This window comes from Paraburkholderia sp. WS6 (assembly GCF_030464835.1).
Classification (GTDB): Bacteria; Pseudomonadota; Gammaproteobacteria; order Burkholderiales; family Burkholderiaceae; genus Paraburkholderia; species Paraburkholderia madseniana.
Genome location: NZ_JALQCK010000001.1, coordinates 442,684 through 464,218, shown reverse-complemented (window position 1 = coordinate 464,218; position 21,535 = coordinate 442,684). Strand labels below are relative to the sequence as shown.

Genomic DNA, 21,535 nt, shown 5'->3' with positions numbered 1-21,535 from the left:
CATGTTCTCAGGAATCTGGTTGCCCATCGTTACCCCGTTTCGCAATGGTGAAGTCGATGTCGACGCGTTGCAGCGCCTCGCGGACTACTACCTGCGCACGGAAATCAGCGGTTTTGTCGCCTTGAGCACGACGGGCGAAGCCGCTTTGTTACAGGAATCCGAGCGCCTCACCGTCTTGCAGGCGCTGACCGATGTGATCGGCTCCCGTCTGCCGATGCTGATCGGCGTAGGCGGCGCCAATACGCGCGACGTCCTGCACGATATTCAGCGCTATGAGCGCTGGGACTGCGCGGGCTATCTGGTGTCTCCGCCGTCGTACGTATGTCCGGATCAGGCCGGCGTGCAATGGCATTTCGAACAGGCCGCACTCGCCACCGAACGCCCTATCGTTTTGTACGACGTGCCGCATCGGACCGGTGTGACGATCGCGCCTGAAACGGTTGCGCGTTTGGTCGAATACAGCAACATCGTCGCAATCAAGGAATGCGTGAAGGACCATTTCAGCAAGCTGCGCGGCCTGCCGATCAACGTGCTGTGCGGCACCGATGAAGCATTGGACGACTGTCTGCACAACGGCGGCACAGGTGGCATTCTGGCGAGCGCGCATGTTTGCTCGGACCTGCTGGTTGCCGTACAGGAATTGATCCGCGCCGATCGTGACCCGGACGAGCGCAATCTGTTCGCCAGCTTGCTGCCCGTATTGCGTCTGCTGTTCGCCGCGCCCAATCCGTCCGCGATCAAGGCGATGCTGGCATTCGATCATTCAATGACCGACGAAACGCGTATGCCGATCACGCGCGCGTCGGCACAACTCGTCGAGCGCCTGGGCACCGCGCGCGACAGGTTGCAGGATCTGCGCGCCGAGTTTGCTGGGGCGATGAGCTAAAGCGCTGGAGCAACAACAACGTCCGAGGAGGAATGCGCCACGAATGAGTTCATCATTCGTGGCGCAAACTTGCGTCCAGGCGCTGCATCCGCAGCACGACGCGCTGCGCGTAACCGCGGCCACCGCCGCTGTAGCGAACGAGCGCGGCGTCGAGATTGCCGCCGCTCTCATCGAGGTAGCCGCGCAAAATGGTCGAGCCGATCCGCACGTTGATTGCCGGATCGGATAAGTCGGTTGTGCCCGCAATCAATTGCGGATGTGCAGCGGGCAGGACTTGCATCAACCCTCGCGCGCCTGCGACGCTGACCGCGTGGCGGTCGAAACTCGACTCGACCGACATCACGGCAAGCAGCAATACCGGCGAGATGGCTTGACGCTCGGCTTCGATCAATACCGCGCGAGCGATCTTCATGGATTCCAATGGCGCGACGCGAAACTGCGCGCGCAGCATAGCGGTGATATCGCTGAGCGCCGGCAAGCCGGCGTAAGGCGCTGCGTCGCTCGTGGCAATTGGAGCGGCCAACGGCAACGCCGACTGCACGTCGGCGGCGTGCGATGCCGCGGCGAACGAGAAGACGATCGCCGCGAACATCACCTTCAGGCCGACTTTGCGGCGAAGGTTTCGTTGTACCTGGACACCATCCAGAGCGCTATTTCCATGCATAGGTTCGCTTCCTGACCGGGGTACATCGACCTTACCGGGCTTGGTATAGCGAATCGCCAAAGAAATAGGGGTGCGCCGTAAAATACTTATAAAGATGCGGTGGCGCGTGAGTGGACGTATAGAGGACGCAGCGTCGCGCTTTGCGCGTAGATCGAGGCGATCAATCCGCGGCCGGATTCAGATCGGCTAGCGCCCTGAGCTTTTGCACGTCGGTGATTTCGATTTCCGCATAGCCCAGCTTCAACGCACCTTGCGTTTCGAACTGCCTGAGCACCTGATTGATCGTCTGCCGCGACAGAGCCAGCATCATCGCGAGGTCTTCTTGCGGTACTTTGAGTACGCGCCGCAATGCGCCGGGCTCGCCGTAGCCGCCTGCCATCAACAACAGGCGACGCGCCACGCGCGGTGCGGCGGGCAGCAAGGCGGCTTCTTCAATGGCGTCGAAAGCGAGGCGCAGCTTTCGCGTCAACAGCAAACCGAAGACATGCCAATACTCGGGCGTGCGTTCGAGAAGCGCGGCAAGTGCGGCGCGCGACACATGAAACAGCTCGGAATCGCGTTCGGCATACGCGTCGTGGGTTCGCGGGCGGTTATCGAACAGCGCGATCTCCCCGAACCAGTTAACCGGCTCGATGACCGCGAGCAACGCCTCTTTACCGGCCGAACTAGCCGCGCCGATTCTCACGAGACCGTCGAGCACGCAATAGAGGCCGTCGTCGGAATCGCCGCGCGTGAAGAGCCGTTGACCGGCCGCGAGGCGCTCGACACGCCCCGCTTCGACAAGCTGCGCCCGCATGACAGCGGGCGCCGAGCGAAACCACGCGCTGCGTTCAAGCCGCGCGGCAAGCTCATTCGATGAAAAACTCGCAGTCATAGAACGGTATCCGTGCCCGATTGTCGGCTACCCGATGGTTTCAAATTCCGCTGCCCGCGATTATGCTGGCTTTGATTGAGGAGCGGCATCCATGAGAACGCTGACGCAACAGCTTACGCAATACGCGGCCTACCATCGTGACCGGCGCAATATCGCCACGCATTTCATCGGCATTCCGATGATCGTGCTGGCGCTGGCGGTATTGTTGAGCCGGCCTGCTTTCAGCTTCGGCGCGCTGCCATTTGCCTTATCGCCCGCGTGGGTGTTGTTCGCCGCAGCGACTGTCTATTACCTCGTGCTCGATGTGCCGCTCGGCGTGATGATGGCAGTCGTATCGGTACTGTGCGTCGCGTGCGGGGAGTGGCTCGCCGCGCAAACTACCCTCACCTGGCTCGCCGCCGGCATCGGACTCTTCGTGGTCGGCTGGGTGTTTCAGTTCATCGGCCACGTCGCCTACGAACATCGCAAGCCGGCATTCGTCGACGACGTGATCGGTCTGCTGATCGGACCGCTATTCGTCCTCGCTGAAGCGTTGTTCGGTTTTGGCTGGCGGCCGGCGCTGCGCGAGGCGATCGAGGCACAGGTCGGCGCAACGCGTATCAATGCGGATCGTGCGGCAGCGCATCGCTGAACCGCGGCGTGTGATTCAGCGGCCGAGCTCAGCGCGGCGCAAACCGAATGAGCCGCACGCTATGCAAGGCCGTCAGCGCAACCGCCATCCAGATCGGAACATACGTGGCTAACTGTGCGGCGCTGAGCGTCTCGCCAAGCAGCGTGATCGAGACAAACACGAGCAACACCGGTTCGACATAGCCAAGAATGCCGAACAAGGCGACCGGCAATAAACGGCTCGCCTTCAGATACGAAGCCAGCGCAATGGTGCTAAGCGCGCCGAGTCCTGGCAACAACAGGCACCACATGTCGATACGGCCGCCGATCATCGTCAACGAACCACCGATGATGATGAAGACAGCCGCCGCGGGCAACAGCAACGCCATTTCGACTGTGAACATGGCAAGCGAATCCTGGTTGATTTTGCGGCGCAGCACGAAATACGGCGGATAGCCGAGCGCGACGAGCAACGTGGGCCACGAAAAGGCACCCGTCATCCACAGTTCATGCACGACGCCCAACGCGGCGCAGATAACAGCGAGCCACTGCAGACCGTCGAGGCTCTCGCGATAGTAGAAGCGCCCCACCAGCACCATCACCAGCGGCAGCAGAAAATAGCCGAGCGAGACTTCGAGCATGCGCCCATGCAGCGGCGCCCATAGAAACACCCACAGCTGCGCGCCTAGCAAAGCCGCGCTGACGACCATCGCCGCGCCGAGCGTCGGCTCCGTCACCATGCGGTAAAGAAGTTGCCGGAGAATCGGCAGGCGTTTGCGCAACATGATCAGCAATAGCGCCCCGGGGACGGTCCACACAATACGCCACGCGAAAATGTCGAGACCGCTCAACGGCGCAAGCAGCCTGGCGTAAGCGGACAGTAAAGCAAACATCGCCGACGCGCCGACCGACAACGCGATACCGCGCTTTGGGTCATACTGGTTCATTGCGCGGCCCGTAGCGCAATCGCTTTGACATGCAGTGCAAGTGCGCGAATGGATACAGATACAAGTGTGTGCGGCGCAGCATACGGCCGTGCGCCTCGAGTTGTTGTCATTAGGAGTGAAGTCTCACAAGCAGGCAGTGCGGCTGATGGTGCGTATCAAGCGCTGCATTTTTATCTTCGATATGCGATGCAAGCCGGCATTCTAGACGGGTTCCCGAACAACGTGCCCGTTCGTTCCTTGCAGTCAATAGCAATTTTTCCCGTGCGCATCGCGCGCCGATGCACTAGAACATAACTTCACGCGCGACAGGCGAATCCGCAGTTGCAACGCCAGCAACTTTCCGCGCAGTTGCGCAAGCGCGAATCTTGCTACGAAGTCTAGCGGCACCGTTTGCAACGTCATCTGAGACATCTTGGATATCCGTCGCAACCGTCATTTTCAACTGTCATCACTGCATCAATGAGCCGGGCTGGCATAGGCAGTCCATACGGACCGAGCCCGCCCTTCTTTCCCGCGGCATACAGCAACTGCGAGCAACTGCGCTCCGTTGCACCTGCCGCCGCCCGGCCAGCAATCCCGCTCATCGAATGTGACTACTGGAGCCAGCATGACCCAGCCAGCCCTATCGCACGACGCATCGCCCGACCTGCTCCGCGCCACCTTCGCCGCCGAGGTGCGCGCCGGACTCACGCACACGCCGCAAAAAGAGTTGCCGTCGAAGTATCTGTATGACGAAGTGGGTTCTGCGCTGTTTGAAGTGATCACGGTACTGCCCGAATACGGCGTGACACGCGCCGAGGAGCGCTTGCTCGCGAAGCACGCAGTGGACATCGTCGCGCATCTGCCGCACGACGTGACCGTCGCTGAACTGGGCAGCGGCAGCGGTCGCAAAACGCGGCGCATTCTGGAAGCGCTGTGTAAAAAGCGCCCCACTTCTTACTTCCCGATTGAAATTTCGCGCAGCGCGTTGCAGTTGTGCAGGCGCGAACTCGGCGACATCGAGCGGATTTCGATCGTCGGTTACGAACGCGATTACCTGGCCGGGCTCGCCGAGGTGAGCCAGGACCGCGCGGCGGACGAGCGCTTACTCGTCCTGTTTCTTGGCAGCACGATCGGCAATTTCGGCAGACTTGCGGCAACGCGTTTTCTGCGCGATATCCGCAACATGCTTGCGCCCGGCGACGCGTTGCTGCTCGGCACGGATCTGATCAAGCCGATACCGGTGCTGGTGGCCGCCTACGACGATTCGGTCGGCGTGACCGCATCGTTCAATCTGAATCTGCTGGCACGCGTCAATCGCGAACTCGACGGCGATTTTCCGCTCGATGCGTTTGAGCACGTCGCACGCTTCAATCCGGACGCGCGCAGCATCGAGATGCATTTGCGTGCGAAGCGCGATGTCACCGCGCATGTGGGCGCCGCGCAATTGACGGTCTCGCTCAAGGCAGGCGAAACGATCTGGACCGAGAGCAGCCACAAATATCGCGCGGACGAGGTGCCCGCGATCGCCGACGATGCGGGCTTCGTGTGCAGCCATCAATGGATCGAAGATGGATGGGGGTTCGCTGAGAGTTTGCTGGTGGCGCGCTAGGCGCAAAGCGTTATCGGCTGACTAATCGGACAAACAGGACGCGCAAACTGCAAGGCGGCGCGCTATCTAGGTGATGGCGCGCCGCCTTTGTTCTGGTTGAAGCTTACCTGCTCAGTGCTGCTCGAAACGCTCGAAACGCTTTTCGGTCGCGCGCTCCTCGCCGCTCACTTCGGTGACGCGCGCCGCCGGCGGCCCGTGACGCAGCCACGACAGCATCCGGTCGACCTGGTTGGCCGAGCCCTGCAACATGGCTTCGACGGAACCGTCGTCGAGATTCGCCACCCATCCCTTGATACCGAGCGCGTGGGCCTGCCGCACGGTGGCGTGGCGAAAGCCCACGCCCTGCACGGTGCCGCGCACCCGCACGTAATATGTTTCGATCCGCTGGTCCAGATCCGGGGCCATGCCGTCCTCTCGTCACATTCTTTCAAGCCGGCATTCTAGACGTGTCGCGACGAGAATGCTCGGCCGCGTCTCAGTTCGCCTGCGCGCCTCGGTCCCCCGGCGCGACACGCGGCCCGCGCGACACGTACAATCCGTCGACTGTCACGCAGGGAATCAAACAGAATGACCGAACAGAATCGCGATCTCGTGCTCGTCACCGGCGCATCCGGCTTCGTCGGCTCGTCGGTGGCGCGCATCGCGCAACAGAAGGGTTTCAAGGTGCGCGTGCTGGTGCGCGCCACCAGTCCGCGCAAAAACGTCGAGGCGCTGGATGCGGAAATCGTCGTGGGCGATATGCGCGACGAAGCGTCAATGCGCAACGCGCTGCGCGGTGTGCGCTATCTGCTGCACGTCGCCGCCGACTATCGCCTGTGGGCGCCGGACCCGAGCGAAATCGAGCGCTCGAATCTCGAAGGCACCGAGGCGACCATGCGCGCGGCGTTGAAGGAAGGCGTCGAACGCATTGTCTACACGAGCAGTGTGGCCACGCTGAAAGTCACCAGTTCCGGCCAGTCCGCTGATGAAACCTCGCCGCTCAAAGCCGACCAGGCGATCGGCGTGTACAAGCGCAGCAAGGTGCTGGCCGAACGCGCGGTGGAGCGCATGATCGCCGAAGATGGCCTACCGGCCGTGATCGTCAATCCGTCCACGCCGATCGGTCCGCGCGACGTCAAGCCGACGCCGACCGGGCGCATCATCGTCGAAGCGGCGCTCGGCAAGATTCCCGCGTTCGTCGACACGGGACTGAACCTCGTGCACGTGGATGACGTGGCCGCCGGCCACTTTCTCGCGCTCGAACGCGGCAAGATCGGCGAGCGCTACATTCTCGGCGGCGAAAATCTGCCGCTGCAACAAATGCTCGCGGATATCGCGGCGCTAACCGGCCGCAAGGCGCCAACGCTGAGTTTGCCGCGCTGGCCGCTTTATCCGCTCGCCGCGGGCGCGGAAGCCGTCGCCAAGATCACGAAACGTGAACCGTTCCTGACCGTCGACGGTCTGAAGATGTCGAAGAACAAGATGTACTTCACCTCGGCAAAGGCGGAACGCGAACTCGGCTATCGCGCGCGACCCTATCGCGAGGGCTTGAGCGATGCGATCGAATGGTTCAGGCAGGCCGGATATTTGAAGCCTTGATAAAAGCGCTGACGCGGGCGGCATAAGCGGCAGCGCCTGGCCCGCGCAGGGTGGCATGAGCCCAATCGCGCAGGCTACGACGCACCGGCTCTCGAAAGCAGCATCACGCAGGTCGCGCCGCGCCAAACGATCCGGCGTGGCCCGCACGCACTTTGTTACAACGTCACTGTGTTTGCGACAGGTAAAAGCCTACGCGCAGCAGTTAAAATCGTGGGTCTTACCAGAGAAAGCTCGCATGAATCTTCACGAACAGCTCGGCGCGCTGGAAATGGGCGTCGATCAGCTCATCCAGGCTGTCGTGGCCCCGCAGGCCGAAAACATCCCCGAGACAACCGCACACGCTGCAAACGCCGCAGAGGTGGCAGCGCAGGAAACGCCGGCGGCGAATCACGCCTCATCGGAATTAAAAGCGCAAAACGTTGCGTCTGAGGCAACGACGGCGGCAATAGCGGCAGAAGCCGCAGAGTCCGGCGAAGAGCCGGCCGCCCAGGTGCAGCCCACGCTCGAAATCAACCGCCCAGCGCAAAACGAAATCACCATGACGATCGGCGGCCAGACGGTCGCGCTGCGTGCCGAGCAGATCGGGCAGTTGATCGAGGAATTGTCGAACGCGCGCGCCTCGATGACGCCAGAACCGCCGCCGGGCATCCCGCCGGGCTGGCGCTTCGTGTCGACGAAGAACCCCGTCATGGCCGTGCAGAAACAGTCGAATGGCGACCGCCTGCTGGTCATGCGCCACACCGGCCACGGCTGGGTGCCGTTCACGTTCTCGCCCGACATGGTGATCCAGATGTACATGATGCTCACCAAGGGCTGAAGCTAGGGTCGATATAAAAAAACGGCGCCCGAGAGCGCCGTTTTTTGTCTGATCAATCCATGGGGCAGCCGCGTCTCAGCGCTCCTGCACCGGCGCCTGCACCCGCGCCTTCCATTGGCCGCCCTTGCCGCGCCAGTAACGCACCGCCGACGCAAACGTCGCGCCGACATAGAACAACGCCACCAGCGGCAGAAACGGGGCCCACAGCGGCGAGCGACGATAGTAGCTGAGCATCGGCGCATACGCGCAGCACATGGCCGCCCAGGCGAGCCACGCGGGCGCGCCCTGAGGCCCGAGCACCAGCGCGGCCGCCGGCGGCACCAGGTAGATGATCGTCATGCCCAACAGCGTACCGGCCAGCAACAGCGGCGAGTAATGCAGCTGCGTAAAGGCCGTGCGCGCGATCATGTTCCAGATCTCACGCCAGCTATCGTAAGGACGCAGCGACACGCTGCGCGCCGCCACGTCGAGACGGATCGGATGACGCCCCGTGCCGCGATGCTTGATCCGCGCAGCAAGGCTGCAATCGTCGATCAGTTCAGCGCGAATCGACTCGATGCCGCCCGCCTCTTCGAGCGCGCTGCGCCGCACCAGCATGCAGCCGCCCGCCGCCGCGGCCGTGCGGTTGCGCGGGTTGTTGACCCACGAAAACGGATACAGCTTGGCGAAGAAGAACACGAAGGCCGGAATCAGCGCCTTCTCCCAGAACGAATCGCAGCGCAGACGGACCATCAGCGAGACGAGGTCGCGCTTTTCCGCATCCGCACGGGCGACCAGTTGCGCGACTGCGTCGGCGGGATGGCCGATGTCGGCATCGGTAAGCAGCAGGAAATCGGCCGGCAGGCCGAGCGTGCGCACCGCCTCGATACCTTGCGACTGCGCCCACACCTTGCCGGACCAGCCCGGCGGCAGCGGCTTCGCGCTCAGCACCGTCAGACGATCGGGGCATTGCAGTTGCAACGCGGCCGCGCGAGCTGCGTCGGCGGTGCCGTCGGTGCTGTGGTCGTCGACCACGATCACGTGAAATTCGCCCGGATAGTCCTGCTCGAGCAGGGTGGTGACCGCCTGCGCGATCACGTCGACTTCATTGCGTGCCGGCACCACGGCGGCAACCGCCGGCCATGTTTCGCGCGGCTCAAGCGTGAGCGGCGCGGCGGGCCGCGCCCGCCAGAAACCGCCGCGCGCAAACAGCAACACACACCAGATCAGCAGGGAAAGACACGAAAGAAGAAACAGAACCACCGCCATTAAGCATTACCCTCGAGTGAACCCGCTTCTACGCCGACGCGCCGAGACAGGCGCATCACCACAGTGCGTACCGCGACGACGCACCAGTCAAATGTGTTGAGTACCGGCCGCTCGCGAAACACGTCGTAGCCGGTTTTTTCGATCCGCTCGAGGATCCGCAAACCGCCGTGGATAGCGCCGCACAGCTCGATCCCGAGGCGCCCGGGAATCCGCAACGCGAGCGGTGCGCCACGTACCAGCGTGGTCCGCACGAACGAAATTTCATAGGCCATCAGCTTCGTCCAGGCATCGTCGACGACACCTCTCGCGATCTGCGCCTCGGTCACGTTGAAGCGCCGCATATCCGCGAGTGGCAGATACACGCGGTCTTTTTCCCAGTCGGCCGCGACGTCCTGCCAGAAGCTGATCAGTTGCGAAGCCGTGCAGATCGCATCGGCGTCGGCGAGATTCTCCGGCGTGGCGGCGCCCACCAGATGCAGCATCAACTGCCCGATCGGGCTAGCCGAGTGGCGGCAATAGTCGAGCAAGGCGGACCGGTCCGCGTAACGGCGGGTGTCAATGTCCTGACCGCAGGCGTGGAGCAGATCGTAGAACGGCGCCAGCGGCAGTTTATACTGCGCGATCACGCTGGCGAGCTTGCCGAACAGGAGTGGGTGCACCGGCGCCGCGCGCCGCGCCGCTACCGCGTCGAGGCCGGCGCGGAAGTCGGCGAGGCGGGCATGCCGCTCGGCCGGGCTCCAGTCGCCCTCATCGGCGATGTCGGCGGCGGTGCGGACAACCTGATAGATAATGCCGATAGGCGCGCGCAGCGCCTTTGGCAGCAACACGCTCGCGACCGGAAAATTTTCGTATTGATCGACGTCCATCCAGCGAGCCTCGAAACCTTTCTGTAATGCGGCAGCCGATACGTGCCGCAGGACCACGTAGTTTAAGGGTTCCGCCAAACCAGTGCAGCGTGTAATCATTGCCACCTGCGCCACGCGGGCGGCGCCGGGCAGTGGCCCGCAGTGCGGCGCGGCCCCAACACCCTGGCGGACAGGCCAAAGCAAAGCCGGCCTGATAGCGTTAGAATGCGCGTTTGGTTTTGCTGTACCGGCTGGTCGCCGGGGCTCAAGACGTCAACTAAATAGATGATCGCGGCGATAAAGTCATAATTACCGACTTCTTCGAAACCCGCGTCAGTCGGAGTTCGCCAATTTATGCGAGTCATCCTTGCTCAGCCCCGCGGCTTTTGTGCGGGTGTTGTACGTGCAATCGAGATCGTCGATCGCGCGTTACAGCAACACGGCGCGCCCGTGTATGTCCGCCACGAGATTGTTCACAATCGCCACGTGGTGGATAACCTGCGCCAGAAAGGCGCGCGCTTTGTCGAAGAACTCGATGAGGTGCCGCACGGCGCCGTGGCGATTTTCAGCGCACACGGTGTCGCGCAGACCGTCGAGCGCGACGCGGAACAGCGCGGTCTTGACGTGCTCGACGCGACCTGCCCGCTCGTGACCAAGGTCCATGTGCAAGGGCGCCAATATGTGGCAGCGGGTCGTACCCTGATCCTGATCGGCCACGCGGGCCATCCGGAAGTGGAAGGCACGATCGGCCAGATTCCCGGCAAGGTGCTGCTGGTGCAAAGCGAGGCTGAAGTCGCGCATCTGGACCTGCCGCTCGATACGCCGCTGGCGTACGTCACGCAGACCACGCTATCGGTCGACGACACACGTGGCATCATCGATGCCCTGCTGCGCCGTTTCACCGACATCGTCGGTCCCGACACGCGCGACATCTGCTACGCCACGCAAAACCGTCAGGCGGCGGTGCGCGAACTGAGCAAAGAGGTCGAGGTGCTGCTGGTGGTAGGCGCAACCAACAGTTCGAACTCGAACCGGCTGCGCGAGATCGGCAGCGAAACCGGCGTGGCGAGTTATCTCGTCGCCGACGGTTCGGAAGTGAAGCCGGAGTGGTTTGCGAACGTGCAGACCGTCGGCATCACGGCTGGTGCTTCAGCACCGGAAGAGATGGTAATGAACGTAATCGATGCGCTGCGCGCATTGGGGCCCGTCGATGTCACGACGATGGCGGGCCGTGAAGAGAAAGTCGAATTCAAGTTGCCATCGAAACTGATGCAACCACTCGCTGCACGCGAAGTTTAAGGAGGACACCTTGTCTATTCCGCTGCTACAGAAAGTCCGGGTTGGCGCGTACATCATGCGTCAGCATCTCTCTGGCAACAAACGCTACCCGCTCGCCTTGATGCTGGAGCCGCTGTTCCGCTGCAATCTTGCCTGCAATGGCTGCGGCAAGATCGACTATCCGGATCCCATCCTGAATCAGCGTCTGTCGCTCGAAGAATGCCTTGGCGCAGTCGACGAATGCGGGGCACCGGTCGTTTCGATTGCAGGCGGCGAGCCGCTCCTGCACAAGGAAATGCCGCAGATCGTGAAGGGCATCATCGCACGCAAGAAGTTCGTGTACCTGTGCACGAATGCGTTGCTGATGGAAAAGAAGATGGACGACTACGAGCCGAATCCGTACTTCGTCTGGTCGGTTCACCTCGACGGCGACCAGCAGGCGCACGATCACTCGGTGTCGCAGGAAGGCGTGTACGACAAGGCTGTCGCCGCCATCAAGGAAGCGAAGCGCCGCGGTTTCCGCGTGAACATCAACTGCACGTTGTTCAACGACGCCGTGCCGGAACGCGTCGCTGCATTCTTCGACACGCTCGGCCCGATGGGCGTGGACGGCATCACCGTCTCGCCGGGTTATGCGTATGAACGCGCGCCGGATCAGCAACACTTCCTGAACCGCGACAAGACCAAGCAACTGTTCCGCGAGATTTTCAAGCGCGGCAACAATGGCAAGAACTGGTCGTTCAGCCAGTCGGGCATGTTCCTCGACTTCCTGGCCGGCAATCAGACGTACGAGTGCACGCCCTGGGGCAACCCGGCGCGTACGGTGTTCGGCTGGCAGAAGCCGTGCTACCTGGTCGGCGAAGGCTACGTGAAGACCTTCAAGGAATTGATGGAAACCACGGAGTGGGAAAAGTACGGCACGGGTAACTACGAGAAGTGCGCGGATTGCATGGTGCACTGCGGCTTTGAAGCGACTGCCGTGATGGATACGGTGGCGCACCCGTTGAAGGCGTTGAAGGTCAGCCTGCGCGGCCCGAAGACTTCGGGTGCCTTCACCAAGGATATTGCTTTGGATAAGCAGCGTCCGGCTGAGTACGTGTTCTCGCGACACGTCGAGATCAAGCTCGAGGAAATCGGGCGCGCTGGAAAGGGTAAGAAGGTGCAGACGGCGGCGTCTGCTTCCGCACACTAAGCGCTGCCTGGGGCGGTTTTGTCCGCCCCATGAAGTACATGTTCGGTAGAAAAAAAGCGCGGTGGCCTGATAGCCACCGCGCTTTTTCTTTTTTGCGTTGTTACGTCATCCCGCGCTTCGTGCGTTATGCGCAGTCAGGAACTTGATCAGCCCATCCACGCCGCCCTTGGAAATCTGATCGGCGAACTGCGTCTGATACACCTGGATCAACCAGGCGCCCATCATGTTGATGTCGTAGATCTTCCAGCCGTTAGCGCCCTTGGTCAGCCGGTAATCGATGGCATCATCGCCGCCATTGCTGATCACGTGCGACTGCACCACCAGGTCCTTGGAGCCGGCCGCCACATTGACGGGCGAGAACTTGAACTTCACATCCTGATCCCGCAACTGCGACAGCGAGGCGGCGTAGGTGCGCACCAGCAGCAGCGTAAACTGGTCATAGAGCTGCTTCTGCTGCTCGGGGGTCGCCGTACTCCATGCCTTCCCTACCGCGATCCGCGTGGTCCGCTGAAAATCGGTAGCCGGTACGAAGCGCGTTTGAACCAACTCGGTGATTTTCGCCATATCGCCACCGCGCGCCTGCGGGTCGGCCTTCATCGCGGCCACCGTGCCTTCGACGGCACTCTTCACAACCGCATCGGGCGCGCTTTGCGCATAGGCCGCCGTGGACACCATGGCCGCGGCCAGAAAAGCAGACAGATAACGTTTCATACGCTCGCCAAAACCCCAAGAAGTAAGCGCCGGCAGGCTCGCAAGCCCTCAGCGAAAGCAGGATAGACCAGTATACCGATATTGCGTTCCCACCCCAGCCGCGCCGCCCGGGCGTCGTCCTTGCTAGCGAAGTGGAGCCGAGTCGCTCCGGCTCTGTATACTTGTGCACTTTCGTCAAAAACACCACTCGTGATAAGGCCACCTCCGCCTACATGCTGAAGTCATCTATCGTCCGTCTCGTCGCCTATTCGGTGCGCCATCCGTTTCGGATCATCGCTCTGTCGCTCGTGCTCGCCGTTTTGAGCGGCTTCTACGTTGCCCATAACTTCAAGATCAACACCGATATCAGCAAGCTGGTCGAGACCGACAAGCAATGGTCGTCACTCGAAAATGCGATGGATGCGGCCTTCCCGGATCGCGGTCAAACCGTGTTGGTGGTGGTCGAAGCGCGCGCCCCGGAGTTTGCCGACGCCGCCGCCAATGCCCTGAGCGCCGCGCTCAAAGCCGATCCGAAGGAATTCGTCGCCGTCTCGCAGCCCGCCGGCGGTCCGTTCTTCGAACACAATGGTCTGCTGTTCCCGTCGACCGATGAGGTGCTGTCCACCACCTCGCAGCTCGTCCAGTCCCGCCCGCTCGTCAATGCCCTCGCGCACGATCCGAGCCTGACCGGCCTCGCCGGCACGCTCACCACGAGCCTGTTGCTGCCGCTGCAACTGGGTCAGGTGAAGCTGGCTGACATGAGCCATTTGCTGTCGCAAAGCGCAACCACGCTCGATCGCGTGCTGGCCGGCCAGGCGGCGGCGTTCTCGTGGCGCGCGCTGGTCGATAAGAGCGCCGCCACGGAGCCGGCGCGCGCCTTCGTCACGGTGCAGCCGGTTGTGAACTACGACGCGCTGGAGCCGGGCGCGACCGCGTCGAAAGCGATCCGCGACACCGCCGCTTCGTTGCACCTCGATACGCGCTATGGCGCCACGGTCCGTCTGACCGGCGAACAGCCTCTCGCGGACGAAGAATTCGCGTCGGTCCAGGACGGCGCCGTGCTCAACGGCATCGGCACCTTCATCGTCGTGCTGGTCATTCTGTGGCTGGCGCTGCGTTCGGGCCGCATGATCCTCGCCGTGTTCATCACGCTGTTCGTCGGGCTAGCGATTACCGCGGCGCTCGGCCTGCTGATGGTCGGCGCGCTCAACATGATTTCGGTCGCCTTCATGGTGCTGTTCGTCGGGCTCGGCGTCGATTTCGGCGTGCAGTTCGGTGTCAAATATCGTGAGGAGCGCAATCGCGACAACCGTCTTTCCGCCGCCCTCATGCATACCGCACATAGCATCGGCGTGCCGCTGACGCTCGCGGCCGTGGCAGTCGCGCTGAGCTTCTTCTCGTTCCTGCCGACGGCTTATCGCGGCGTGTCGGAATTGGGCGAAATCGCCGGCGTCGGCATGTTCGTCGCGTACTTCACCAACATGACGCTGCTGCCGGCGCTGCTGAAAGTCTTCAGACCGCCGGGTGAGCCCGCTTCGCCTGGCTTCAAGCAACTCGCACCCGTTGACGATTTCCTGGATCGTCACCGCAAACCGGTGCTGATCGGAACGCTCATTGTCGTGATCGGCGGTATACCTTTGCTCACGCATTTGCGCTTCGACTTCAACCCGCTGCATCTGAAGGACCCGCATACGGAATCCATGGCAACGCTGCTGTCGCTAAAGGATTCGCCGGAAGCCGCGGTCAACAACGTGCATGTGCTGGCGCCCACGCTTGCCGATGCGGACCAGAAGGCCGCGCATTTGCGCACGCTGCCGGAAGTGGGTCGCGTGACCACGCTGAGCACCTTCATCCCGACGGAGCAGCAACAAAAGCTGATGCTGGTGGCAAGCGCCGCGCAGCAACTGCTGCCCGCCCTGCAGCAGCAGCCCGCGCCTCAAGCCACGGACACGGTGCGCGTTGCCGCGTTGAAGCGCGCGTCGAACCAGCTCTCGCTCGCCGCCGACGACCATCCGGGCCCGGGCGCCGCCGACGCCAAACACCTCTCCGCGACGCTGCAAAAGCTGGCTGCCGCCGACGCCGCCACGCGCGACCGCGCCGAAACCGCGATGTCCGAGCCGCTGCGCATCGCGCTGAAGCAACTGGCGGATCTGCTGCAGCCGACCGAGATTACGCGGGACAACCTGCCCAAGGAGATTTCCACGAGCTGGGTTTCGAAGGATGGCCGCGCGCTGGTCGACATCGCGCCGAACGTCAAACCCGGCACCGATCCGAACGACGACGCGATGCTCGCCCGCTTTGTCCACTCAGTGAAGAAGGCGGAGCCGAACGCGATCGGTGGCCCGATTTCGATCCTGAATTCCGCGGACACGATCATCAAGGCGTTCCTGCAGGCCGCCGGCTGGGCTTTGCTGTCGATTGCAATCCTGCTGTGGATTGCGCTGCGGCGGCTCAGCGATATGCTGCGGACCCTGGTTCCGCTGCTGGTGTCGGCGCTGGTAACGTTGGAGTTGTGCGTGGTGTTCGGCATGCCGCTGAACTTCGCGAACATCATTGCGTTACCCCTGATGCTGGGCGTCGGCGTAGCATTCAAGATTTACTTCGTCATGGCGTGGCGCCATGGCCAGACCAGCCTTTTACAGTCAAGCCTCACGCATGCCGTGCTGTTCAGCGCGGCGACTACGGCGACTGCGTTCGGCAGCCTCTGGCTGTCGCACCATCCGGGGACGTCGAGTATGGGACGCTTGCTGGCACTCTCGTTGTTTTGCACGCTGATTGGCGCGGTGGTGTTCCAACCTGTACTGATGGGCAAGCCGCGCCAACGTCGCGCGAAGCACAAAGGAAAATAAGTATGAAGCTGCAAACCACCGTGCTGGCGCTGGCCGCCACCGGTCTGATCTCAGGCTGCGCGACCGGCCCCGACCGCAAGCCTGGCGACCCGTTCGAGCCGGCGAACCGCGTGATTTTCAATTTCAACGACGGCGTGGACCGCTTTGTCGCTGTCCCGGTTGCCAAGGGTTACCAGAAGGTGACACCGCAGCCGTTGCGTACGGCGGTGAGCAACTTCTTCTCGAATCTGGGCGACCTGACCAACGCCGCCAACAACCTGTTGCAACTGAAGATCACCGACGCGACCGAAGACCTCGTGCGTTTCGCGTTCAACTCGACCTTTGGACTTGGCGGCCTGCTCGACTGGGCGACGCCGGCTGGTCTGCCGAAGCACCACCAGGACTTCGGTTTGACGCTGGGCCACTGGGGCGTTCCGTCGGGCCCGTACCTTGTCTTGCCGCTATTCGGCCCGAGCACGGTGCGTGACAGCATGGGCCTCGTGGTGGACGTGAAGTTCAACCCGTTGAACTACATTGAGCCGGCGGTTCGCAATCCGCTGTACGTTCTGCAGTTCGTGAGCGTGCGCTCCGATCTACTGGGCGCATCCAGCCTGCTGCAACAGGCCGCGCTCGACAAGTATTCGTTCGTTCGCGACGCCTACACGCAGCAACGTAAGGCGCGCCTGCGCGGCACCGGCGACAACGCCGCGCCGCTCCCGAACTACGACGACCAGGACGATTCCGGCGCCGCCGCACCCGCCAAGGGTGCTTCGGGGGCCGCTGCTGGGGCCCCGGCGGGTCTACCGAACTACGCGGACCCAGGCGACGCAGCGGAAGCCCCGAACGCGGCCTCGGGAAGCGCCACAGGCGCCCCGGCAGGCGTACCGAACTACACCGACCCAGGCGACACGTCGAACGCCCCAGCGGCGGCGCCTGCTGCCGCGTCGGGCGCAATGACGCCGACGCCGGCACCACAAACGGCGCCGACGGACAAGAATCCGCAGGAAGCAGCGCCAGCAGTCCAATAAGGGATGTGAGTCAGGCGCCCGGCGCGCGCAAAGTGCGCCGGGGGCAGCCCTGAAGAGCGGGCGGATGGTGTGCCCAATCGAAGCAGGCGGTTTTATGAATTACGCTTCGGCGCGCGCAGCGCCGCCGGAGGTATGACGCCCTTGTCACTGGCGTACGCAGGTGCACGAACACAGATTCCAGATGCACCACTACCCTGTGCAAACTACGGGACCCGCTTAGCAGGAGTGGTTTGAGCCGCTTTCTTTGCTTATCTTTCTTTGCGGCGGCAAAGAAAGTAAGTGCCGCCCCGCACAGGGGCAACGCTAATAGACCACCAGCAAATCAAGGAAAGGCACCAAAGCCAGATCAAGGAAAGGCCAACGCCCTAGGCAAACAGCCAAAACAACCGCCTTCAGCCAACAACCATCCTCAAAACCCCACCTTCTCCCATAGCATGCCGCGCCTGCACCAGGGAAATCCGCGCCGCCCGCGCATCAACGGCCACCTGAATCAACGCCCCAATCTGCGAAGGCTGCCGCAAAAGCTCCCGCAAAATCGGCCCCAACGCAGTGGTGCCATCACCCCGCAAGCCAGCGGTCGCAGCAGAAGGCAAAGTCCGCCAAGCCGGATCAACAATCGCCCGACAAACCGCAAAGGGCACCCCATGCGCGGCAGCCGTCGCACCGGCAATATGCGATTCCATATCAACAGCCAAAGCCCCGGTCGAGCGATGCAACAACCGCTTGTCATCAGCGCTGACCAAAGGCGCGGTAACAGCCGCCACCACCCCACGCCGCAGACGCGCCACCAGCGGCCCCGTTGCCAGCGCGGCGGCAAACCTGTCAGCCCATGGCCGATCAGTCTCCAACCGCCCAAACGGCCCCTCAACGGCCTCCGCAACAATCAACGTGCCCGGCTCCAGATCGGGCGCCAACCCACCCGCCGTCCCGAAACTAACGATCCCCGAGCAGCCGCGCGCAACTGCCGCGCTCAACGCCCGCTCCAGCAGATCGGCGCGAGCCGCGTAGACCACTTCGACGCCCTTGCCGCGCGCGATGCGCGCTTCGAACGCCATACCCGTCACCACGATCACCGGCAAGGTGTTGGAGCCGGCGTCGGCTGACAGCGTTGTCGACAGCGCCATCCGTTACATCCCGACCGCGACGCGTGTCAGCCCGTTACGTTTCAGATGACGGAAACGCGCCAGCGCCCACAACGGGAAGAACTTGCGATAGCCGTGGTAACGCAGATAGAACACGCGCGGGAAGCCGGTCGCCGTGAAGCGCGTTTCGTCCCACAGGCCGTGCTCGCGCTGTTCGCGCTGCAAATACTCGACGCCGCGCGCCACCGCATCGTGATTCACCTCGCCTGCCGCCATCAGGCCCATCAGCGCCCATGCGGTTTGCGAAGCCGTGCTCGGCGCGCGCTCGTAGCCGTGATAGTCGAGCTTGTAGCTCTCGCCGCCCTCGCCCCAGCCGCCGTCTTCGTTCTGGATCGACAGAAGCCACTGTGCTCCGCGCTTCATGCGCGGATCGTCGTGCGGCAGGCCGGCGGCGTTCAGCGAACACAGTGCGGTCCACGTGCCATAGATATAGTTCAGGCCCCAGCGGCCGTACCAGCTACCGTCCGATTCCTGTTCCTTCAGCATGTAGTCGAACGCGCGCTGCGCCGGTTCGCTGCCCTGCGGAAATTCGCCGAGTTGTGCAAGCATCGACAGACAACGGCCCGACACGTCCGCGGTCGGCGGATCGAGCAGTGCGCCGTGATCGGAAAACGGAATGTTGTTCAGGTAGTACTGGGTGTTCTCGGGTTCGAACGCACCCCAGCCGCCATCGCTGCTCTGCATGCCGACCACCCATTCGCGCGCCCGCGCAATGGCTTCACGATCGACATCCGATTGCGTCAGTGCCGCCGAGCGTTGCATCGCCATCGCCACCACCGCCGTATCGTCGACGTCCGGATAGTGCGCGTTGTTGTACTGGAACGCCCAGCCGCCAGGACGCACGTTCGAACGGCGCGAGATCCAGTCGCCGCGCACATCGAGAATCTGCAGCGGACGCAACCAGGCGAGCCCGCGTTCGGCCGCCTGCTCGGCGTGTGCTTCGCCGGTCTCGAGCAGCGCATGCGCCACGAGCGAGGTGTCCCACACAGGCGACAGACACGGCTGGCAATATGCTTCGTCATCCTTGATGACGAGCAGCTTTTCGATCGACTGACGGGCGATTGCGCGATTCGGATGATCGGCCGGATAGCCGAGCACGTCGTACATCATCACCGAGTTGGCCATCGCGGGGAAAATCGCGCCGAGGCCGTCTTCGCCATTCAGCCGTTCGTCGACAAAGCGCACGGCCTCGCGCACCGAACGCTCGCGCGTCACCTTCGGGAACAGGCCGTCGATCATGCGCAACATCACGTCCACGCCGCGGAAGAAGCGGAACCAGCCGAGGTGCTGATGCGGCGCCCGATCGCGCATGCCGGTATTGACCGGGGCGCCGCGGAACAGCTCGTCGATACGCACACGACGGGGATTGCGCGCCACCGGCCGCTTCGCGTTCAGCACCAGCAACGGCACGATCACGGTACGCGCCCAGTACGACACCTTCGACAGATGGAACGGGAACCACATCGGCAGCAGCATGATTTCGACCGGCATCATCGGCACCGCGCGCCACGACACCACGCCGAACAGCGCAAGCAGAATCCGCGTGAACACGTTCACCGTTTCCGCGCCGCCGTTCGCCAGAATCGCTTCGCGCGCACGGACCATGTGCTCGGCGTCCGGCGAGTCGCCGATCATTTTCAGTGCGAAGTACGCCTTCACGCTGGCGCTGACGTCCATCGCGCCGTCGGTGAAGAGCGGCCAGCCGCCATCCGCCAACTGGATGCGGCGCAGATAGCGGGCGATCTTCTGCTCCAGTTCCAGGTTCGGCGTTTCGGCGAGATAGTGAACGAGGAGCACATATTCGGCGGGAATCGTCGCGTCGGCTTCGAGTTCGTAGACCCAGTGACCGTCCGGTTTCTGCGCGCCGAGGATCGCGTCGGTGGCGCGCGTGATCGCGGCGTCGAGCGACGTTGCGAACGCTTGCGGCGCAGCATCGGGCGCAGCGCTCGACACCGCGTTTGGCACCGCGTTTGACACATTCAGCGCCGCATCGGCGAATTCAGGCAGGACGGCGTCCAGCGGCTGGGCTTGAGATAAGTCGTTCATCGGCGTTCCATCGGTTGATTCAGCAGCGTGTCCGCGGCCTTCTGGCCAGAGCGGATCGCCCCTTCAATCGTCGCGGGCAGGCCGGTGGCCGTCCAGTCGCCCGCGAGCATCAAATTGTTCCAGCGAGTGCGCGTGCCGGGGCGCAGCATTTCCTGATCCGGCAAGGCGGCAAACGTCGCGCGCTTTTCCACCACGACCTGCCAGGCGGGCATCGGCTCGGCCGGCACGTTGGCAGCCTGGGCCACTTCGGCCCAGATGGTTTTCGCCAGAGCTTCGTGCGGCGTGTCGAGCAGGCGCTCAGCGGCGTTGACCGTGACCGACATGCGGCCCTCGAAGGCAAACAGCCAATCGGCCGTCGCATTCAGCAGCCCCGTGATCGGCGCCATGCCGAACGGCGGCTCGACCGCGAAATGCACGTTGAGGGTCGCGGCGAAGCGATTCGGCGAACGCAAACCGGGCACGAGCGTCTGAGCGATGTCCGGCGGCACAGCAAGCACCACGGCCTGGTTGGCTTCGATCGCGATGCTTTCGTCCGCGAAATTCAGTGCCGAGATACGACCGGGGCCGGGGCCGGCAAACACCATGTCCGTCAGGCGCGACCCGAGCCGGATTGCCGCGCCGCCGTGCTGCAAAAGACGCAACGCCGGGTCGACAAAGGCGCTGCCCAGACCGTTCTTCGCCACCAGAGGCCGGCACGCGAGGCCACCGGCAACCAATGTCTCCCTGACCATCGCAGCCGTGAGCTCGGCCGACGCGTCACGCGGCTCGACATTGAGCATCGCGAGAAACAGCGGCCGCAGCAGGCGGTCCCACAGCGGGCCATTGCAGCGCATGGTTTGCGCCACACTGCGCCCGGGTTTGGCGAACAGCAGCGGCACGAGCGCCAGATAGTCACTCGGTCCGGTGTTCGGCACGCGCGCGTTCGGGTCGAAGATCCACCAGGGCAGGCGCCCCGGTGACATACGCACGGTCCAGCGTGCCCGCGTCGCCAGATCCACGAACGGATACTCGGGCTGAGCCGGGCCGACCAGCTCGTCGCCAGCGCCGATCGCGCGCACGTAGTTGAGCGTGGCGTAATTTCCCGACAACACCATGTGATTGCCGCTGTCGATGGTGGCGCCCAGCTTGGGGTCGTAATACGACCGGCAACGGCCCCCCGCCTGCGGCGCCGCTTCATGAAGCACGACTTGTGCGCCGCGGCGCTGCAATTGCACCGCCGCGGCCAGGCCGGCGAGGCCGGCGCCGATCACATGGATGAGCTTCGGCATCAGC

General features: G+C 63.2%; 19 protein-coding genes. 9 read left to right on the top strand and 10 right to left on the bottom strand.

Annotation, left to right across the window (positions count from 1 at the left end; genetic code table 11):
* Position 1 precedes the first annotated feature (1 nt).
* Entirely contained in the window at positions 2-886 is an 885-nt protein-coding gene (locus M0D64_RS01975) for a 4-hydroxy-tetrahydrodipicolinate synthase (protein ID WP_266256403.1), read from the top strand.
* Positions 887-938: 52 nt separating this feature from the next.
* Here M0D64_RS01975 and M0D64_RS01970 read toward each other — a convergent pair whose 3' ends face one another.
* Together M0D64_RS01970 and M0D64_RS01965 are read right to left on the bottom strand one after the other, a co-directional pair.
* A complete protein-coding gene (locus tag M0D64_RS01970) occupies positions 939-1,550 on the bottom strand; it encodes a lytic transglycosylase domain-containing protein (RefSeq protein WP_266256402.1) in 612 nt (203 codons plus the stop codon).
* Between the two features lie 160 nt (positions 1,551-1,710).
* Positions 1,711-2,424: a Crp/Fnr family transcriptional regulator gene (locus M0D64_RS01965; protein ID WP_266256401.1), complete on the bottom strand. Its 714-nt coding sequence runs from the start codon at positions 2,422-2,424 to the stop codon at positions 1,711-1,713.
* A 91-nt stretch (positions 2,425-2,515) separates the two neighbouring features.
* On the opposite strand from M0D64_RS01965, the gene M0D64_RS01960 reads away from it, so the two are divergent.
* Positions 2,516-3,055, top strand: coding sequence for a DUF962 domain-containing protein (locus M0D64_RS01960; RefSeq protein ID WP_171927715.1), 540 nt, complete (start codon positions 2,516-2,518; stop codon positions 3,053-3,055).
* 28 nt (positions 3,056-3,083) lie between these two features.
* Here M0D64_RS01960 and rarD read toward each other — a convergent pair whose 3' ends face one another.
* On the bottom strand, positions 3,084-3,980 hold the full coding sequence (gene rarD, locus M0D64_RS01955) for an EamA family transporter RarD (protein WP_266256400.1): 897 nt from the start codon (positions 3,978-3,980) through the stop codon (positions 3,084-3,086).
* A gap of 607 nt (positions 3,981-4,587) precedes the next feature.
* Here rarD and egtD point away from each other — a divergent pair.
* The gene (gene egtD, locus M0D64_RS01950) at positions 4,588-5,571 is read left to right on the top strand and encodes an L-histidine N(alpha)-methyltransferase (protein WP_266256399.1); all 984 of its coding nucleotides are present in this window, start codon (positions 4,588-4,590) and stop codon (positions 5,569-5,571) included.
* 111 nt (positions 5,572-5,682) lie between these two features.
* On the opposite strand, the gene M0D64_RS01945 is transcribed toward egtD, so the two are convergent.
* Positions 5,683-5,976: an acylphosphatase gene (locus M0D64_RS01945; protein ID WP_054034168.1), complete on the bottom strand. Its 294-nt coding sequence runs from the start codon at positions 5,974-5,976 to the stop codon at positions 5,683-5,685.
* Between the two features lie 162 nt (positions 5,977-6,138).
* Between M0D64_RS01945 and hpnA the strand changes: the two genes are divergently transcribed.
* Together hpnA and M0D64_RS01935 are read left to right on the top strand one after the other, a co-directional pair.
* Complete coding sequence (gene hpnA / locus M0D64_RS01940) at positions 6,139-7,149, top strand: hopanoid-associated sugar epimerase (protein ID WP_063500557.1); 1,011 nt, start codon at positions 6,139-6,141, stop codon at positions 7,147-7,149.
* A gap of 235 nt (positions 7,150-7,384) precedes the next feature.
* Positions 7,385-7,966 (top strand): hypothetical protein, encoded by a 582-nt coding sequence (locus M0D64_RS01935; protein WP_266256491.1) that lies wholly within the window; start codon positions 7,385-7,387, stop codon positions 7,964-7,966.
* Positions 7,967-8,041: 75 nt separating this feature from the next.
* Here the strand turns inward: M0D64_RS01935 and M0D64_RS01930 are convergent, their stop codons facing one another.
* The gene (locus M0D64_RS01930) at positions 8,042-9,214 is read right to left on the bottom strand and encodes a glycosyltransferase (RefSeq protein WP_200620620.1); all 1,173 of its coding nucleotides are present in this window, start codon (positions 9,212-9,214) and stop codon (positions 8,042-8,044) included.
* On the bottom strand, positions 9,214-10,080 hold the full coding sequence (gene hpnC / locus M0D64_RS01925; RefSeq protein WP_266256398.1) for a squalene synthase HpnC: 867 nt from the start codon (positions 10,078-10,080) through the stop codon (positions 9,214-9,216). The genes M0D64_RS01930 and hpnC overlap by 1 nt, the downstream gene beginning before the upstream one ends.
* Before the next feature lie 333 nt (positions 10,081-10,413).
* On the opposite strand from hpnC, the gene ispH reads away from it, so the two are divergent.
* Positions 10,414-11,358, top strand: a complete 945-nt coding sequence (gene ispH / locus M0D64_RS01920; RefSeq protein ID WP_054034174.1) for a 4-hydroxy-3-methylbut-2-enyl diphosphate reductase — start codon at positions 10,414-10,416, stop codon at positions 11,356-11,358.
* 10 nt (positions 11,359-11,368) lie between these two features.
* Entirely contained in the window at positions 11,369-12,529 is a 1,161-nt protein-coding gene (gene hpnH, locus M0D64_RS01915; protein ID WP_063500562.1) for an adenosyl-hopene transferase HpnH, read from the top strand.
* Positions 12,530-12,634: 105 nt separating this feature from the next.
* Here hpnH and M0D64_RS01910 read toward each other — a convergent pair whose 3' ends face one another.
* Positions 12,635-13,240: a phospholipid-binding protein MlaC gene (locus tag M0D64_RS01910; RefSeq protein ID WP_154562948.1), complete on the bottom strand. Its 606-nt coding sequence runs from the start codon at positions 13,238-13,240 to the stop codon at positions 12,635-12,637.
* A 212-nt stretch (positions 13,241-13,452) separates the two neighbouring features.
* Between M0D64_RS01910 and M0D64_RS01905 the strand changes: the two genes are divergently transcribed.
* Together M0D64_RS01905 and M0D64_RS01900 are read left to right on the top strand one after the other, a co-directional pair.
* A complete protein-coding gene (locus M0D64_RS01905) occupies positions 13,453-16,068 on the top strand; it encodes an MMPL family transporter (RefSeq protein ID WP_266256397.1) in 2,616 nt (871 codons plus the stop codon).
* A gap of 2 nt (positions 16,069-16,070) precedes the next feature.
* Entirely contained in the window at positions 16,071-17,075 is a 1,005-nt protein-coding gene (locus M0D64_RS01900; RefSeq protein WP_171927710.1) for a VacJ family lipoprotein, read from the top strand.
* A 392-nt stretch (positions 17,076-17,467) separates the two neighbouring features.
* Here the strand turns inward: M0D64_RS01900 and M0D64_RS01895 are convergent, their stop codons facing one another.
* The 3 genes from M0D64_RS01895 to hpnE are packed head-to-tail and all read right to left on the bottom strand — an operon-like array spanning position 17,468 to position 21,531.
* Positions 17,468-18,199, bottom strand: a complete 732-nt coding sequence (locus M0D64_RS01895) for a phosphorylase (protein ID WP_266256396.1) — start codon at positions 18,197-18,199, stop codon at positions 17,468-17,470.
* 3 nt (positions 18,200-18,202) lie between these two features.
* Positions 18,203-20,263 (bottom strand): squalene--hopene cyclase, encoded by a 2,061-nt coding sequence (gene shc, locus M0D64_RS01890; RefSeq protein ID WP_266256395.1) that lies wholly within the window; start codon positions 20,261-20,263, stop codon positions 18,203-18,205.
* On the bottom strand, positions 20,260-21,531 hold the full coding sequence (hpnE, locus tag M0D64_RS01885) for a hydroxysqualene dehydroxylase HpnE (protein WP_266256394.1): 1,272 nt from the start codon (positions 21,529-21,531) through the stop codon (positions 20,260-20,262). Before hpnE ends, shc begins: the two co-directional genes overlap by 4 nt.
* Positions 21,532-21,535: the final 4 nt, after the last annotated feature.